This window comes from Limnohabitans sp. TEGF003, from assembly GCF_055395455.1.
Map to the genome: position 1 here is coordinate 1,126,321 of NZ_AP029225.1, position 15,827 is coordinate 1,142,147.

General features: G+C 61.8%; 17 protein-coding genes and 1 tRNA gene. 4 read left to right on the forward strand and 14 right to left on the reverse strand.

Translation table 11 applies throughout. The annotated features are described in order from the left end of the window. Window positions 1-124 precede the first annotated feature (124 nt). A tRNA-Arg gene (locus ACZ5RT_RS05625) sits at window positions 125-196 on the reverse strand. Between the two features lie 57 nt (window positions 197-253). Here ACZ5RT_RS05625 and ACZ5RT_RS05630 point away from each other — a divergent pair. After that, a complete protein-coding gene (locus ACZ5RT_RS05630) occupies window positions 254-1,915 on the forward strand; it encodes a PAS domain-containing hybrid sensor histidine kinase/response regulator (RefSeq protein ID WP_464453813.1) in 1,662 nt (553 codons plus the stop codon). Here the strand turns inward: ACZ5RT_RS05630 and ACZ5RT_RS05635 are convergent. From ACZ5RT_RS05635 to ACZ5RT_RS05650, 4 genes are read right to left on the reverse strand one after another with little or no spacing between them, the layout of a single operon-like run. Then, window positions 1,875-3,059: a vWA domain-containing protein gene (locus ACZ5RT_RS05635; protein WP_464453814.1), complete on the reverse strand. Its 1,185-nt coding sequence runs from the start codon at window positions 3,057-3,059 to the stop codon at window positions 1,875-1,877. The genes ACZ5RT_RS05630 and ACZ5RT_RS05635 overlap by 41 nt on opposite strands. Beyond that, entirely contained in the window at window positions 3,053-3,682 is a 630-nt protein-coding gene (locus tag ACZ5RT_RS05640; RefSeq protein ID WP_291923852.1) for a GNAT family N-acetyltransferase, read from the reverse strand. The genes ACZ5RT_RS05635 and ACZ5RT_RS05640 overlap by 7 nt, the downstream gene beginning before the upstream one ends. Continuing rightward, the gene (locus ACZ5RT_RS05645; protein ID WP_291923851.1) at window positions 3,679-3,915 is read right to left on the reverse strand and encodes a hypothetical protein; all 237 of its coding nucleotides are present in this window, start codon (window positions 3,913-3,915) and stop codon (window positions 3,679-3,681) included. Before ACZ5RT_RS05645 ends, ACZ5RT_RS05640 begins: the two co-directional genes overlap by 4 nt. Before the next feature lie 9 nt (window positions 3,916-3,924). After that, the gene (locus tag ACZ5RT_RS05650) at window positions 3,925-4,767 is read right to left on the reverse strand and encodes an AAA family ATPase (RefSeq protein WP_291923849.1); all 843 of its coding nucleotides are present in this window, start codon (window positions 4,765-4,767) and stop codon (window positions 3,925-3,927) included. 106 nt (window positions 4,768-4,873) lie between these two features. Here ACZ5RT_RS05650 and ACZ5RT_RS05655 point away from each other — a divergent pair, with 106 nt between their 5' ends. Next, the gene (locus ACZ5RT_RS05655) at window positions 4,874-5,533 is read left to right on the forward strand and encodes a c-type cytochrome (RefSeq protein ID WP_291923847.1); all 660 of its coding nucleotides are present in this window, start codon (window positions 4,874-4,876) and stop codon (window positions 5,531-5,533) included. A 122-nt stretch (window positions 5,534-5,655) separates the two neighbouring features. Here ACZ5RT_RS05655 and grxD read toward each other — a convergent pair whose 3' ends face one another. The 4 genes from grxD to hemA form a co-directional block, all read right to left on the reverse strand. After that, window positions 5,656-5,979 (reverse strand): Grx4 family monothiol glutaredoxin, encoded by a 324-nt coding sequence (gene grxD, locus ACZ5RT_RS05660; RefSeq protein WP_108427560.1) that lies wholly within the window; start codon window positions 5,977-5,979, stop codon window positions 5,656-5,658. 39 nt (window positions 5,980-6,018) lie between these two features. Continuing rightward, window positions 6,019-6,882, reverse strand: coding sequence for a peptide chain release factor N(5)-glutamine methyltransferase (prmC, locus tag ACZ5RT_RS05665; RefSeq protein WP_464453815.1), 864 nt, complete (start codon window positions 6,880-6,882; stop codon window positions 6,019-6,021). Beyond that, a complete protein-coding gene (gene prfA / locus ACZ5RT_RS05670; RefSeq protein WP_464453816.1) occupies window positions 6,882-7,982 on the reverse strand; it encodes a peptide chain release factor 1 in 1,101 nt (366 codons plus the stop codon). Before prfA ends, prmC begins: the two co-directional genes overlap by 1 nt. 103 nt (window positions 7,983-8,085) lie before the next feature. After that, window positions 8,086-9,357 carry a glutamyl-tRNA reductase gene (hemA, locus tag ACZ5RT_RS05675; RefSeq protein WP_108427637.1) on the reverse strand — a complete coding sequence of 424 codons (1,272 nt, stop codon included), beginning with the start codon at window positions 9,355-9,357 and terminating at the stop codon, window positions 8,086-8,088. A 137-nt stretch (window positions 9,358-9,494) separates the two neighbouring features. Here hemA and ACZ5RT_RS05680 point away from each other — a divergent pair, with 137 nt between their 5' ends. Together ACZ5RT_RS05680 and ACZ5RT_RS05685 are read left to right on the forward strand one after the other, a co-directional pair. Next, complete coding sequence (locus ACZ5RT_RS05680) at window positions 9,495-9,770, forward strand: hypothetical protein (RefSeq protein WP_464453817.1); 276 nt, start codon at window positions 9,495-9,497, stop codon at window positions 9,768-9,770. Between the two features lie 58 nt (window positions 9,771-9,828). Further along, window positions 9,829-10,794, forward strand: a complete 966-nt coding sequence (locus ACZ5RT_RS05685) for a Bug family tripartite tricarboxylate transporter substrate binding protein (protein ID WP_464454198.1) — start codon at window positions 9,829-9,831, stop codon at window positions 10,792-10,794. A gap of 1 nt (window position 10,795) precedes the next feature. Here ACZ5RT_RS05685 and ugpQ read toward each other — a convergent pair whose 3' ends face one another. From ugpQ to ugpB, 5 genes are all read right to left on the reverse strand, one after another. Continuing rightward, window positions 10,796-11,533 carry a glycerophosphodiester phosphodiesterase gene (gene ugpQ / locus ACZ5RT_RS05690; protein ID WP_464453818.1) on the reverse strand — a complete coding sequence of 246 codons (738 nt, stop codon included), beginning with the start codon at window positions 11,531-11,533 and terminating at the stop codon, window positions 10,796-10,798. An 8-nt stretch (window positions 11,534-11,541) separates the two neighbouring features. Continuing rightward, the gene (gene ugpC / locus ACZ5RT_RS05695) at window positions 11,542-12,561 is read right to left on the reverse strand and encodes a sn-glycerol-3-phosphate ABC transporter ATP-binding protein UgpC (RefSeq protein ID WP_291923833.1); all 1,020 of its coding nucleotides are present in this window, start codon (window positions 12,559-12,561) and stop codon (window positions 11,542-11,544) included. Beyond that, complete coding sequence (ugpE, locus tag ACZ5RT_RS05700; RefSeq protein ID WP_108332447.1) at window positions 12,561-13,415, reverse strand: sn-glycerol-3-phosphate ABC transporter permease UgpE; 855 nt, start codon at window positions 13,413-13,415, stop codon at window positions 12,561-12,563. Before ugpE ends, ugpC begins: the two co-directional genes overlap by 1 nt. A gap of 34 nt (window positions 13,416-13,449) precedes the next feature. Further along, entirely contained in the window at window positions 13,450-14,331 is an 882-nt protein-coding gene (gene ugpA, locus ACZ5RT_RS05705; RefSeq protein ID WP_422169809.1) for a sn-glycerol-3-phosphate ABC transporter permease UgpA, read from the reverse strand. 109 nt (window positions 14,332-14,440) lie between these two features. Further along, window positions 14,441-15,745 (reverse strand): sn-glycerol-3-phosphate ABC transporter substrate-binding protein UgpB, encoded by a 1,305-nt coding sequence (gene ugpB, locus ACZ5RT_RS05710; RefSeq protein WP_291923829.1) that lies wholly within the window; start codon window positions 15,743-15,745, stop codon window positions 14,441-14,443. Window positions 15,746-15,827: the final 82 nt, after the last annotated feature.

The following is a 15,827-nucleotide window of genomic DNA, read 5'->3' on the forward strand; positions in this document are numbered from 1 at the left end:
TTTTTGGGGTTTGCTTTGTGCAAACTGGTGCAATGGCTGCACTTTACCAAAACCCCCGCAAGCCTGAAACCCTTGTTTTGTGCGGGGTGCAGCGTTGGCTGCACTGCGTTGCACTTTTCACTGATGCCCCCGACAGGAATCGAACCTGTATCACTCCCTTAGGAGGGGAGAGTTCTATCCATTGAACTACGGTGGCCAGCGTGCATTTTACAGGCCGTGGGTGCCTCATCGTGTCTGATTGATAATCCCCCAAATGCGCCATTTCATCCTCAAGAGCCTACGCCGTTTCTTCGCTGCCACGCATGACGAAGAGCAGCTGCGCGTGAGTGAACAACGGCTTCGCTTGTTGGCGGACAGCGCACGCGATGTGGTCTGGACCATGAGCCCTTTGGGTGCTGTGACCTATATCAGCCCCGCGGTGGAAGTGCTGCGCGGCATCACGCCCGAGCAGGCCATGCAGCAAAGCATTGACGAGACCCTCACCCCTGAGTCGCGCGATGTGGTGCTGCAGTACTTTGCCGATGTGGGGGCGGCTGTTTTGCAGGGCAAAACGCCACCGCAGTTCAGGGGTGACCTGGAATACTGGCGCAACGATGGTTCCCGTTTCTGGACCGAAGTGCTGGCGTTTCCACTGATGAGCGCCAATGGGGAGTTGGTAGAAATTTTGGGGGTGACGCGGGACATCAGCCAGCGCCGACAGTACGAAGACAGTTTGCGCGAAGCTCGGCAAATGGCCGAAAAATCCAATGCGGCCAAGACCGAATTCCTGGCGCACATCAGCCATGAAATCCGCACGCCCATGAGCGCCATTCTGGCGTCTACGGAGCTGGCGCTGAGCACATCGCTCACGCCGCAGCAACGCACCTTGCTGCAAAAAAGCAAAAGCGCGGGGCGCTTGTTGCTGGGCATCATCAACGACATCCTGGATTTGTCGAAGCTCGAGCACGGCAAACTGGTGCTGCACAGTGCGCCCCTCGATGTGTACGAGGTCTTGCAGCAAGTCGGTGACCTCGTCAGTGACAGCTGCGCCCGCAAAGGATTGCACTACAGCGCCGAGATCGCGCCCGGCGTGATGACGCTGCGCCTGGGCGATGCACAGCGCTTGGCGCAGGCGCTCTTGAACCTGGTGAGCAATGCGGTCAAGTTCACTGAACGTGGGCATGTCCGGGTGACTGTGAGCGGCGTTGAGGGGGATGACTCGGGGGAGCGTCTGCGCTTTGAGGTGCAAGACACGGGTGCTGGCCTGTCGCCTGAACTTCAGGCCAAGGTGTTTGAGGGGTTTGTGCAAGGCGATAACGAGCAAACGCGCTTTCACGGTGGGACGGGTTTGGGGCTGTCCATTTGCAAAAGCCTGGCCCAACTGATGAACGGCGGTGTCGGGGTCTTGTCTCAGGAGGGGGTGGGGGCGACTTTCTGGTTCACGGTGCAATTGCCATGCGCCCCCGAGGGCCTGCGCATGCCTTCTGGCGATGTGTCAGCGGCCGAGCTGCCCCGGCTGGCGCAGGGGCTGCACGTGTTGCTGGTCGAAGACAACGTCTCCATGCGCGATGTGCTGCGGCAGTTGCTGGAGCTGGCGGGGGCGCGTGTGGTCACCGCAGAAAACGGTCAAGTGGCGGTTGAGCGCGTCAAGTCGACGCGTTACGACCTGGTGCTGATGGACATGCAGATGCCTGTGCTGGGAGGCCTGGAGGCGACCCAAATCATCCGCCAGGACCCGGCTTTGCAGGACTTGCCGATTGTGGCCTTGACCGCAGGGGGCTTCAACGAAGACCGTGACCGTTTTTATGCGGCTGGCGTGAACGACTATTTGACGAAGCCGTTCGAATACAAAGACCTGATTGCAGCGCTGGAGCGCAACCTGCCCAGTGACGGGGTCACTTGCTCAACAGACGCATCGCATCTTCCAGCCCCTTGAGGGTCAGCGGGAACATGCGGTTGCTCATCAGCTGCTGAATGATCGAGATGCTCTGGCGGTATTGCCACACGCCTTGCGGCTCGGGGTTGATCCAGGCAAATTTGGGGAAGGTGTGCGTCAGCCGCTGCAGCCACTCGGCCCCGGCTTCCTCGTTGTTGTATTCGACGCTGCCGCCTTTTTGCAGGATTTCATAGGGGCTCATGGTCGCGTCCCCGATGAAGATCAGCTTGTAGTCCTTGTTGTATTTGCGCAGGATGTCCCAGGTCGGGAACTTCTCGGCGTAGCGGCGCTTGTTGTTCTTCCACATGAAGTCATAGACGCAGTTGTGGAAGTAATAAAAGTCCAGGTGCTTGAACTCGGCCTTGACGGCAGAAAACATCTCTTCGACCCGGGTGATGTGCTCGTCCATGGTGCCGCCCACGTCCATGAGCAGCAGCACCTTCACGTTGTTGTGCCGCTCCGGGCGCATCAAAATGTCCAGATAGCCCGCGTTGGCCGCTGTCTTGCGGATGGTGCCGTCCAAGTCCAGCTCGTCTTGCGAGCCTTCCCGCGCAAAGCGGCGCAGGCGGCGCAGCGCGACCTTGATGTTGCGCGTGCCCAGCTCTTGGCTGTCGTCGTAATCCTTGTAGGCGCGTTGGTCCCACACCTTGACGGCGCTCTTGTTGCCGCCCTTGCCACCAATGCGGATGCCCTGTGGGTTGTAGCCACCGTTGCCAAAAGGCGAGGTGCCGCCGGTGCCGATCCACTTGTTGCCACCCTCGTGGCGTTCTTTTTGCTCTTCGAGGCGCTTTTTGAGCGTCTCCATCAACTCGTCCCAGCCCATCTTCTCGATGGCGGCCTTTTGCTCGGGCGTGAGTTCCTTTTGCAGGATTTTTTCGAGCCACTCCAGCGGGACTTCCTTGGTGAAGTCGGTCAGCATCTCCACGCCCTTGAAGTAAGCGCCAAAGGCCTTGTCGAACTTGTCGAAGTGCTTTTCGTCCTTGACCATCACGGTGCGGGCCAGGTGATAGAAGTCATCGATGCTGCAGGCGTCTGACGCCGGGCCCACCACGTTGGCTTGCAGCGCTTCCAGCAGTGTCAGGTATTCGCGCACCGAGACCGGCAGTTTGGCGGCACGCAGGGTGTAGAAGAAGTCGATCAGCATGCGCGGGGCTCCTGGGGTCTGGCGCGGCTCAACTGGAAGTCGAGGTGGGCGCGCACATTGGGCCATTCGGTGGCAATGATGCTGTACACGCAGGTGTCCCGCAGGTTGCCTGCTGCCATTGGGTGCGGGTTGATCTGGTGGCTGCGCAGCACGCCGTCGAGTTTGGCTCCCAGGCGCTCGATGGCGCGGCGGCTGGTCTGGTTGAAGAAATGCGTGCGGAACTCGACTGCGATGCAGTGGAGCTGTTCAAAGGCATGGGCCAGCAGCAAGCGCTTGGCTTCGGTATTGAGTGGGGTGCGCTGCACGCTACGGCGGTACCAGGTCGAGCCGATTTCAACCCGTCGGTTGGCCGCGTCGATGTTCATGTAGGTGGTCATGCCCACGGCGCGACCCGATGCGGGGTCGATCACGGCAAAGGGGCACATGCTGCCTGCCGCCTGCAAATTCAGACGGCGCTCGATTTCTGCCGCCATGCCTTCGGGCGTGGGGATGGCGGTGTACCAAAGTTGCCAAAGCTCGCCATCGCGCACGGCGTCAAGCAGGTCGTCGTGGTGTGCCATCGACAGCGGCTCCAGGCGCACGTGTTGGCCTGACAGCGTGGTGGGCGCGATCCAGTGGCTCATGTGGGCTCGTCTGTGTCTTTGGCTTTTTGTCGGGCACGCCAGAAGCGGGCCAGGTGCAGGCCTGCGCCACCACCCAGACCGACCAGCAAGATGCCGCCCATGCTGGCGCTGTCATAACCCGCGCTGAAGATGTTCCAGCCGAGAAATTGGCCTGCCCAATAACCCGCCAAAGAGCCGCCCACGAAACCGACCGCGTCGGAAATGCCTTCCACAAAGGGGTTGGGTGAGGACATGGCCGTGGCTCAGCGGTTGCGCTGGTTCATGAAGACCAGCTTTTCAAACAAGGTCACGTCCTGCTCGTTCTTGAGCAGAGCGCCCACCAGGGGCGGCACCGAGACCTTCTGGTCAGCGCTTTGCAGGGCTTCGAGCGGGATGTCTTCGGCCACCAGCAATTTCAGCCAGTCCAGCAGTTCGCTGGTGGAGGGTTTTTTCTTCAGACCGGGCAGGCCGCGCACGTCGTAAAAGGTCTTGAGGGCCAAGGCCAGCAGGTCTTTCTTCAGCGTGGGGAAGTGCACATCCACGATCTGGCGCATGGTGTCCGCTTCGGGGAATTTGATGTAGTGGAAAAAGCAGCGGCGCAGGAAGGCGTCGGGCAGTTCTTTTTCGTTGTTGGAAGTGATGAACACCAGTGGGCGGGTTTTGGCCTTGATCAGCTGGCGCGTCTCGTAGCAATAAAACTCCATGCGGTCGATTTCGCGCAGCAGGTCGTTGGGGAATTCGATGTCGGCCTTGTCGATTTCATCGATCAGGATGGCCACAGGCGTCTCTGACGTGAAAGCCTGCCAGAGCACGCCTTTGACGATGTAGTTCTCGATGTCCTTGACTTTTTCATCGCCCAGTTGGCTGTCGCGCAAACGGCTCACGGCGTCGTATTCGTACAGGCCCTGCTGCGCTTTGGTGGTCGACTTGATGTGCCACTGCAGCAGCGGCAGACCCAAAGCCTGAGAGACTTCCTCGGCCAGCATGGTCTTGCCGGTACCGGGCTCGCCTTTCACCAAGAGGGGGCGTTTGAGGGTGATGGCGGCGTTGACGGCCAGCATCAGGTCCTGCGTGGCGACGTAGTTTTCGGTACCTTGGAATTTCATGGCGGACAGTTCTCAAAAACAGGAATGAAGCTTGTCAGGATTATGAGGGCCAGCCCGATATAATCCGCAGTTGATTTTTATCAATCAATTGGATTGTGTAAGCAAAATGAACAAGCTGTTGACCTCGATGTTTGCCTTGGCTGTCGCCTCTGTGACCGCTGTTTCCGTTCAAGCCCAGGAAATCAAGGGCGACGCCAAAGCCGCTGAGCAAAAGATTGCCATGTGCATCGGCTGCCACGGCATCCAAGGCTACCAAGCCAGCTTCCCCGAGGTGTACCGCGTGCCCATGATCTCGGGCCAAAACGCCAAATACATCGTGTCGGCCCTCAATGCCTACAAAAAAGGCGAGCGCAAGCACCCTACCATGCGCGGCATTGCCGACAGCCTGAGCGAGCAGGACATGGCCGATCTGGGCGCTTACTACGAGCAGCACGGTAAGACCGACAAAGTGGCCGCTACCCCCAAAGCGCCTGACGCCAAAGTGGCTGCCTTGCTTCAAAAGGGCGCTTGCATCTCCTGCCACGGCGACAATTTCGCCAAGCCTGTGGACCCCAGCTACCCCAAGATTGCAGGCCAGCACAAAGACTTCCTGTTTGTCGCGCTCAAGTCCTACAAAGTGGAAAACCAGTCGACCTGGGGCCGCAACAATGGCGTGATGGGTGGCATTGCCAAGCAATTCACCAACGCCGAACTCAAGGCCATGGCCAATTACATCGGCTCTCTGGAAGGCGACATGAAAGTGGTGCCCCAGTCCAAGTTCCGCTGAACCCGATCCAGGCCCAAGCAAAAAGCCAGTCGTCAGACTGGCTTTTTTCATGGTGGCGGGCCGATTTTGCGACCCACGGTGATGCCCAGGTGGCCGAATGGTTCGGCCCCCAAAGGCCGGTTTCAGGCCTGGCCGTTGATGACCTGTTGCAACTCGCCCGACTCGTACATGTCCATCATGATGTCCGAGCCGCCAATGAATTCGCCCTTGATGTAGAGCTGGGGAATGGTGGGCCAGTTGCTGTATTCCTTGATGCCTTGGCGGATTTCGGCATCGTCCAGCACGTTCACGGTCTTGACGGTCTTGGGGTCGACACCACAGGCCTTCAGGATCTGGATGGCGCGGCCGGAAAAACCGCACATCGGGAAGCTGGCGCTGCCCTTCATGAACAGGGTGATGTCGTTGCCTTTGACGAGTTCGTCGATGCGTTGCTGGGTATCGCTCATGGTCTTTCCTCCAAATGGGGCCGTTTCGAATGGGGTGAATTATCCCTCTGAATGCCAACACCCTCCGGTGCAGCGTTGTATTCCCGCCAGATCCTGACGCGATTGCACCTGGGCAAAACCAGCCGCCTGCAGCAGGGATTGCACCGCTGCGGCCTGGTCCCAGCCGTGTTCCAGCAGCAGCCAGCCGCCCGGGGCCAGATAGGCCGGGGCCTGGGCGATGATGCGGCGGATGTCTTCCAGGCCGTCCGCGCCACTGGTCAGGGCGCTCAAAGGTTCGTGGGTCAGGGCGGCCAGGTGCGGGTCGCCCTCGGCCACATAGGGCGGGTTGGAGACGATGAGGTCAAAACGGCCCGTGCGCTGGACATCGACGGCGCACAGCCAGTCGCTGGCCATGAATTGCACGCCCAGATGCAAGCGGGCGGCATTGGCGCGAGCCACGGCCAGCGCGTCTTCGCTGGCGTCCACGGCCCACACCTTGGCATCGGGGCGGGCGTGTTGCAGCGCCAGGGCCACTGCGCCGCTGCCAGTGCCCAGGTCCAATATGCGTGGCGAAGGTGTTTCTGGTGCGGATTCAGGCAGACACGCCAGTGCCCATTCCACCAAAGTTTCGGTGTCGGGGCGCGGGTCCAGAACACGAGCGTCCACGGCCAGCGTCAGGCCAAAAAAATCCTTGCGCCCGGTGATGTAGGCCACGGGTTCGCCACCCAGGCGGCGTTGCAGGGCGTCTTGCCAGGTGGCGGTTTGCACTGGCGTCAAGGTGTCGACGTCATGGGTCAGCAGCCAGGCGCGGTCGTGCAGCGGGCGTTGCAGGCTGTGCAGCAGCAAAATCTGTGCGTCCACCCGGGCCAATCCATGGGTTTGGGCTTGGCGCAGGCACTCGGCCACGGTGACGGCAGTGGGCATCAGGCGGTGGCTCCGATTTCCAGCGCGGCCAGCTGCTCGGCCGCTTCGTAGCTTTGCAGGGCATGGACCACGTCCCGCAAATCGCCTTCCATGATGCTGAGCAGCTTGTACGAAGTCAGGTTGATGCGGTGGTCGGTCAGGCGCCCCTGCGGGAAGTTGTAGGTGCGGATGCGGTCCGAGCGGTCGCCGCTGCCGATCAGGCTCTTGCGTTCGGCCGCGTCCTTGGCAGCGCGCTCGGCTCGGTCTTTTTCCTGGATGCGGGCTGTCAGCACCTTCAGCGCTTGCGCCTTGTTGCTGTGCTGGCTGCGGCCGTCCTGGCATTCGGCCACGATGCCGGTGGGCAAGTGGGTGATGCGCACGGCCGAATCGGTTTTGTTGATGTGCTGACCGCCCGCACCGCTGGCGCGGAACGTGTCGATGCGCAGGTCCGACGGGTTGATCTTGATCGCCTCGGCTTCGTCCGGCTCGGCCAGCACCGCCACGGTGCAGGCGCTGGTGTGGATGCGGCCTTGGGTTTCGGTGGCGGGCACGCGCTGCACCCGGTGACCGCCCGACTCGAACTTGAGCGCGCCATACACCTGGTCGCCCGATGTGCTGCTTTCAATGCGCACCACGACTTCCTTGTAGCCGCCCAGCTCGCTCACCGATTCCGAGACGATCTCGCACCGCCAGCCCTGGCTTTCGGCATAGCGCGTGTACATGCGCAGCAAATCGGCGGCAAACAGGGCCGACTCATCACCGCCAGTGCCGGCGCGGATTTCGACAAACGCCGGGCGGGCGTCGTCCGGGTCTTTGGGCAGCAGCATGCGCTGCAACTCCGCTTCCAGTGTTTGCAGCTCGGCGCTGGCGCTGGCCACTTCTTCTTCGGCCATCTCGCGCAGGTCGGCGTCATCCAGCATGGCTTGGGCAGCGGCCAGATCGGCGCTGCGCTGCTGAAAGCGGGCAAAGCGCGAGGCCACGGCGCTGACTTCGGCATGTTCCCGCGAGAGCTTCAGGAACTGCGTCATGTCGGCCATGATGTCTTCGCGCGACAGCAAAAAGTCCAGCTCGGTCAGCCGCAGCGCATAGCGTTCGAGTTGCTGGATGAGAAAGGGTTTCATGCGACCAAATTTTTGTAGATCGGAGCATCAGCGCCGACGGGCAGTGCACGCAGGGGCACCGGGATTTTGTCGGCGCTGAAGCGCCGACCTACAAGTTCAGTCGCTAACGCTCTTTGCGCAAGAAAACGCGCTGCACGGTGTGCATGGTTTGCTCGCGGTGTTCCGGGTCTGCGCCGCGCAATTCGGCCAAAGCGCCATGCAGCATTTTTTGCGTCAGGCCTTTGGACAGGGCTTCCATCACGGCGATCGGGTCATCGCCGCGGGCCAGCAGCTTGCGGGCACGGCCCAGCTCGGCTTCGCGCCAGGCATCGGCCTGGGTTTGCAATTGCTGAATCAGCGGGACGGTGTCACGTTGGCCCAGCCAGTGGTTGAAACTTTGCACCCCGGCATCGATGATGATTTCGGCCTCGGCCACGGCGGCCTGGCGATGCGCCTGGCCCGCCTGCACCACGCTGGCCAGGTCGTCCACGGTGTAGAGGTAGACGTCTTCGAGCGACTTGACTTCCGGCTCGATGTCACGCGGCACGGCCAGGTCGACCATGAACATGGGGCGGTATTTGCGTTTTTTCAGGGCCCGCTCGACCGCGCCCAAGCCGATCAGCGGCAAGGTGCTGGCGGTGCAGCTGATGACCGCATCGAACTCGTGCAGGCGCTCGGGCAAATCGGCCAGGCGCATGACTTCGGCCCCGAAACGGTTGGCCAGCAGTTCGCCCCGATCCAGACTGCGGTTGGCGATGGCCATGGCCTTGGGCTGTTTGGCTGCAAAGTGGGTGGCCACCAACTCGATCATTTCACCCGCACCGACAAACAGCACGCGGATGTCCTTGAGGTCTTCGAACAATTGGCTGGCCAGTCGCACCGAAGCAGCGGCCATGCTGATGGAGTGGGCACCGATTTCGGTGGCGCTGCGCACCTCTTTGGCCACGGCAAAACTGCGTTGGAACAACTGGTTCAGGGTGCTGCCCAATGCGCCCGCCTGCTCGGCAGCCCGCACGGCGTCTTTGAGTTGGCCCAGAATTTGGGCTTCACCCAGCACCATGGAGTCGAGGCCGCTGGCCACGCGAAAGGCGTGGCGGGCGGCTTCATTGCCTTCCAGCAAGTAAGTGTGGGCGTGCAATTCGGAGGCGCTCACCCCGCCGGTTTGGGCCAGCCAACGCAGGGTGTCGTTGGTGGCGGCCTGGTCGGCAGCGCAATAGATTTCGGTGCGGTTGCAGGTCGACAGGATGGCGGCTTCGGGTTCTTGCGAAATCCGGTGGGCCAGATCGCGCCGCAGGCCTTGCAGGGTGGGCACCAGTTTGTCCACGGCGAACGCAAACCGACCGCGCAGATCCAGCGGCGCAGTGGTGTGGTTCAAACCCAGGGTCCAGACAGCCATGAAGGTCATTATAGGCACGGTATGTCAACTTTGCTTGACACAATACGTTGGCCTGGAGCTTGACGCGACTTTCAAGGCACAATTTGCCGGGCTTGGACTGCCACAAGGGCAGGGACACCCGAAGACATCGAGGTTTCATGACGTTTGGCTTGTTGGTGCTGCACCTGTGGGGTTTTGTGTTGCCCGCCTTGGCCATGGCGCTTTTCATGCCTTGGGCGGGTCGCTGGGTCATGGGCCCCGGTCCCCGTCCAATGCGCCGCCAAATGGCGGTCCACGCTGTGGGGGGGATGCTGGTCTTGGTGGCCGGTTTGTGGTGGCATGGCCAGGACGGGAAAATGAGCACCTACATCGCCTTGGTGCTGGTGGCCGCCACGCTCGAATGGCTGATGCACCGGGGCTGGGCCCGTCGCTGACACCCATGTACGGGCTGCACATTGGAAAAATCCATCAAGGGAGATGAACATGCGAGGAATGAAACGCCGCCGTTGGCTGGTCTTGGGTGGTCTGGCTTTGGCCTTGGCCGGGGGCAGTGCCTGGGCCTTTCCCACCAAACCCATCCGTGTGGTGATGGGTTTCCCGGCAGGCGGACCGCTCGACCAGCATGCCCGTTTGCTGACCGATCGGCTGCAAGCCCAGCTGGGGCAGCCCATCCTCATCGATTACAAAGCCGGTGCTGGCGGCACCGTGGGCGCGCAAGAGGTGATGCGCGCCGCGCCCGATGGCCACACCCTGATGCTGGCCAACACCGGGGTGATGGTCATCAACCCGGCGCTGTACACCAAGCTGCCTTACAGCACACTGCGCGACTTTGTGCCAGTGGCCCGCACGGCCATGCAGCCGCTGGCCTTGCTGGTCAACCCCAAAGTGCCTGTGACCAACCTGCAGGAATTTGTGGCCTATGCCAAAGCCCGGCCCGGCCAGATCAATTACGGCTCGGCGGGCAACGGCGGCAGCAGCCACCTGGTGCCCGAGATGTTCAAGTCGGCCACGGGGCTGTTCATGGTGCACATCCCTTACCGGGGCAGCGCACCCGCCTTCACCGACCTGATGGCGGGGCAGGTGCAGTTCATGGCCGAGAGCATTCCGCAGGCCGCGCAGTACCACAAGCAGGGCAAGGTGCGGGCCTTGGCCGTGACCAGCCGCGAGCGCAACCCCGCGCTGCCCGACATCCCCACCGTGATGGAAACCGGCATCAAGAACTTCGAAGTGGTGGGTTTTTACGGTTTTCTGGCCCCGGCCGGCACACCCAAAGACGTGGTGAACAAGCTGAGCGACGCCTTCAAAGCCGTGATGAATCAGCCTGACATCAAGTCGCGCATGGTCGCGCAGGGGGCCGATCCGGCGTTTTTGGGGGCCGATGACTTTGCGAAATTCCTGACGACTGAAATGCCCCGCTGGGCGGCAGTGGTTCAGAAATCGGGCGCCAAGCTCGATTGATTCAAGCCGGGCTGAACAGGTCCACCCGGTCGGTGATGATGCCGTCGGTGCCGAGCGCGAGCAGGTGCTGGGCGGCCCAGTCGTCGTTGACGGTGTAGCTCAGGCATTTCAGGCCCGCACCGTGCACTTGGGCCACGGTGGTGGCGTCCCACAGCGCGTAGTTGGCCACCACGGCCACCGCATCGAGCGCCAAAGCTTTCTCCAGCCAGCCTTGCCACAGCGTGTCGACCAGCAGGCCGCGGGGCAGCTCGGGCGCTGCTTGCTGTGCGGCGGCCAAGGCTTCGGGTTTGAACGAGGTCAAGAGCGGCGGCACTTCGGCCTCCGCCCACAGCCGGGTGGCCAGACGCGCCACGGCTTCGCCTGTGGCCGTTTCGGTGCCCGGTGTGGGTTTGATCTCGATGTTCAGCAGGTAGCGGTTGGCCAGGCAAAACCGTGCCAGCGCTTCGAGGGTGGGCAAGGCTTCGCCCGCAAAGCGGCGTGAATGCCAGCTGCCCGCGTCGAGTTGCGACAAGGCTTGCCAGGGCAGGTCGCCACCGATGCCTTGGCCATTGGTGGTGCGCTCCAGCCTGGCGTCGTGCATCAAGAACACCACACCGTCGGCACTGAGCTTGGCGTCGCACTCGAACATGCGGTACCCGTGCTCGGCCCCCATGCGGAAGGCGGCCAGGGTGTTTTCGGGGGCGAGCTTGCCTGCGCCCCGGTGGGCGATCCAGCGCGGGTAGGGCCAGTGTGGGGACATGGGCATGTTCAGGCGATGCGTTTTTGGGTTTGCGCGTCAAACCAGTGCAGGCGGTCAGCGCGGGGCGTGGCGTGAAAGCTTTGGCCCGCTTGCGGCGGCACCACCGATTCGTCCAGCCGCAGTGTCAGGATTTCATCGCCCAGCCGGGCGTGCACCAGGCGCTCGGCGCCCAGCAGCTCCACCGTGTCGGCGGTCAAGGTCCAGCCCCCTTCGCCCGGCGTGGGCGTGATGTCCAGGTGCTCGGGCCGGATGCCCAGGATGTGTCCGGCTGGTGTGCCCGGTGCGCGCTTGAGCAGGTTCATGGGCGGTGAGCCGATGAAGCTGGCCACAAAGGTGCTGGCCGGGCGGTTGTAGACCTCTTCGGGCGTGCCGAATTGCTCCATGTGGCCGCCGTTCATCACGATCATGCGCTGGGCCAGCGTCATGGCTTCGACCTGGTCGTGTGTGACGAACAGGCTGGTGATGCCGAGTTCGCGGTGCAGTTTTTGAATCTCCAGCCGGGTCTGGGCGCGCAGCTTGGCGTCGAGGTTGGACAGCGGCTCGTCAAACAAAAACACTTGCGGCTGGCGCACGATGGCCCGGCCCATGGCCACGCGCTGGCGCTGGCCACCGGACAGTTCGCGGGGTTTGCGTTGCAGCAGGTGGGACAGTTCCAGAATACCCGCCGCCTTGTCCACGCGTGCCTTGATTTCCTCCATGGGGCGTTTGGCGATCTTCAGGCCATAGGCCATGTTGTCGAACACGCTCATGTGGGGGTAGAGCGCATAGTTCTGGAACACCATGGCGATGTCGCGCTCGGCGGGCTCCAGGTCGTTGACCACCCGTTCGCCGATCGAGATGGTGCCGCCCGAGATGTCTTCGAGGCCCGCCACCATGCGCAGCAGGGTGGACTTGCCACAGCCCGAGGGCCCGACGATGACCACGAATTCGCCATCGGCAATGCTGGCGTTCAGGTCGTGGATGACGGTGTTGGCCTTGGCGCCCGCGCCATAGGTTTTGAGGATGTGAGAGAGGGTAATGGCAGCCATTATTTTTCAGTGTCTACTAGGCCCTTGACGAACCATTTTTGCATCAGGATCACGACCAGCGCCGGGGGCAGCATGGCCAGGATGGCGGCGGCCATGACCACGTTCCACTCGGTCCAGGACTCGCCAGAAATCAGGCGCTTGATGCCCAGCACCACCGGGTACATGTCTTCGCTGGTGGTCACCAGCAGCGGCCACAGGTACTGGTTCCAGCCATAGATGAACTGGATCACGAACAGCGCCGCGATGTTGGTGGCCGACAGGGGCAGCAACACGTCTTTGAAAAAGCGCATCGGTCCAGCCCCGTCCATGCGGGCGGCCTCGACCAGTTCGTCGGGGATGGTCAGGAAAAACTGCCGGAACAAAAAGGTGGCCGTGGCCGAGGCGATCAGCGGCACCGTCAGGCCCGCAAAACTGTTGAGCAGGCCCAGGCCCGCCACCACTTCGTAAGTGGGGCTGATCCGCACTTCGACCGGCAGCATCAGGGTGACAAAAATCATCCAGAACACCAGGTTGCGCAGCGGGAAGCGGAAATACACGATGGCAAAGGCCGACAGCAGCGAGATCGCGATCTTGCCAATGGCGATGCCCAGGGCGCTGATCAGGCTGATCTGCATCATGGGCCACATGGCGGGCAGGGGGCTGCCTTGCGAATTGGGGCCGCCAAACAGGGTCAGGCGGTAGGTCTCCCAAAAGTGGCTGCCCGGCACCAGCGACATGGGCACGCTCTGGTTGATCTGCTGGGCGGTTTGGGTGGAGCCGATGAAAGTCAGGTACAGCGGAAAGGCCACGATGGCCACACCGATGAGCAAAATGACATGCCGCAAAATTTGCAGGCCGGGGCGTCGTTCGATCATGACAGCCCTCCCAAGGGAATGTGTGGGTGCAACATCAGTACTGCACTTTCTTCTCGACAAATTTGAATTGCAAGACCGTGAGCGAGACCACGATCACCATCAGCACCACCGACTGCGCGGCCGAGCTGCCCATGTCCAGCGCCTTGAAACCGTCGTAGTACACCTTGTAGACCAGAATCGCCGTGTCCTTGCCGGGGCCGCCGTGCGTGGTGGCGTCCACGATGGCGAAGGTGTCAAAGAAGGCGTAGACGATGTTGATCACCAGCAAAAAGAAGGTGGTGGGCGACAGGAGCGGGAACACGATGGTCCAAAAGCGCTTCCAGGGGCTGGCCCCGTCGATGGCCGCCGCCTCGATGAGCGATTTGGGAATGGACTGCAGCCCAGCCAGAAAGAAGAGGAAGTTGTAGGAAATCTGCTTCCAGACCGCCGCCATCACGATCAGCGCCATGGCATGGTTGGGGTTGAGCAGGTGGTTCCAGTCGATGCCAACGGCCCTGAGCGCATAACCCACCACACCCATGGGCGAGGCAAACATGAACAGCCACAACACGCCCGCCACCACCGGGGCCACCGCATAGGGCCAGATCAGCAGGGTTTTGTACAGACCCGCGCCGCGCCCAACCCGGTCGGCCATCACGGCCAGCAGCAGCGACACCGACAGGCCAGTCACCGCCACCAAAAGGGAAAACACCGCGGTGGTCTTGAACGAGTCCAGGTAGCCACTGTCGTTCCACAGGCGGTCAAAATTGGCCAGCCCGACGAATTCACGCGAGGCGCCAAAGGCATCTTCCTGCAGCACGCTTTGGTACAGCGCTTGCCCAGCGGGCCAGAAAAAGAAGACCAGCACGATGCTCAGCTGCGGCGCGATCAGCAGCCAGGGCAGCCAGCGGGATTTGAAACGGACGCGTTTTTCCATAGGTTCTTTGCAAAGCCGGGGTGTGAAGTGTCACGCCAAAATGCGCAAAAGCAGAGGCGCTGCCTCTGCTTTTTCAAAGGCCCGCCGCTTCAGAGGGCGGCCAGGCACATCACTTGTTGGCTTTTTCGAAGCGTTCGAGCTGTTCGTTGCCCCGCTTGATGGCGATGTCCAGAGCCTCTTTGGGCTGCTTTTTGCCGCTCCACACGCCTTCGAGTTCCTCGTCAATGATGGTGCGGATCTGCACAAAGTTGCCCAAGCGCACGCCACGTGACTTGTCGGTGGTCTTGCGGATCATTTGTGTCACCGACACATCGGTACCAGGGTTCTTTTTGTAGAAGCCCGACTTCTCGGTCACTTCAAACGAAGACTTGGTCACGGGCAGGTAGCCGGTGCGCTGGTGGCTGGCGGCGGCCACGCTGTCTTTGGACAGGTGGGCGAAGAATTGCGCCACGCCTTTGTACTCAGGGGCTTTCTTGCCGCTCATGACCCACAGGCTCGCGCCACCGATCACGGTGTTTTGTGGGGCACCGTTCACATCGGGGTAGTAGGGCAGGGTGCCGATGCCGTAGCCGAATTTGCCGTTGCGCACCACGCTGCCGTAGAGTGCCGAGGAACCGGTGGCCATGGCGCATTCGCCCGACACAAAGGTGGCGTCGGCCGCATTGCCACGGCCTTTGTAAACAAACAGGCCCTGCTTGGCCATGTTGGCCAGGTTTTCAATGTGGCGCACGTGCAGCGGGGTGTTGAAGGACAGGCGGGCGTCCATGCCGCGCATGCCGTTGCCTTTGGTGGCGAACTCGGTGTTGTGCCAGGCCGAGAAGCTTTCGAGCTGCGTCCAGCTGATCCAGCTGGTGGTGAAGGGGCACTTGTGGCCGCTGGCTTTGAGCTTGGCGGCGGCCAGCGCCACTTCAGGCCAGGTGGTCGGCGGCTTTTCGGCGTCCAGGCCAGCGGCCTTGAAGGCGTCCTTGTTGTAGTGGAAGACCGGGGTGGAGCTGTTGAAAGGGAAGCTCAGCATTTGGCCATTGGGGGCGGTGTAGTACCCGGCCACGGCAGGCACATAGGCGTTTTGGTCGAACTTGAGGCCTGCGTCCTGCATGACCTTGCCTACGGGCACGATGGCGCCCTTGCTGGCCATCATGGTGGCGGTGCCCACTTCAAACACCTGCAGGATGTGGGGCGCATTGCCCGCCCGGTAGGCGGCGATGGCGGCGGTCATGGACTCGTCGTAGCTGCCCTTGAAGGTGGGCACGATTTTGTAGTCTTTTTGGCTGGCGTTGAAGTCCTTGGCGAGGTCGTTGACCCATTCGCCCAGGGCACCCCCCATGGAGTGCCACCACTGGATTTCGGTTTGGGCCTGGGCCGACAAGCTGGCCAGGCCCAGGGTCAGGGCGGACAGGGTGAGTTTGAGTTTCATGGCAGTTCCTGAAAAATTGGCTTTGAACGCGGAAAACGACCCATCGAAAGGTCATGGATGCACGCGGACTGTGCCTTTTGAA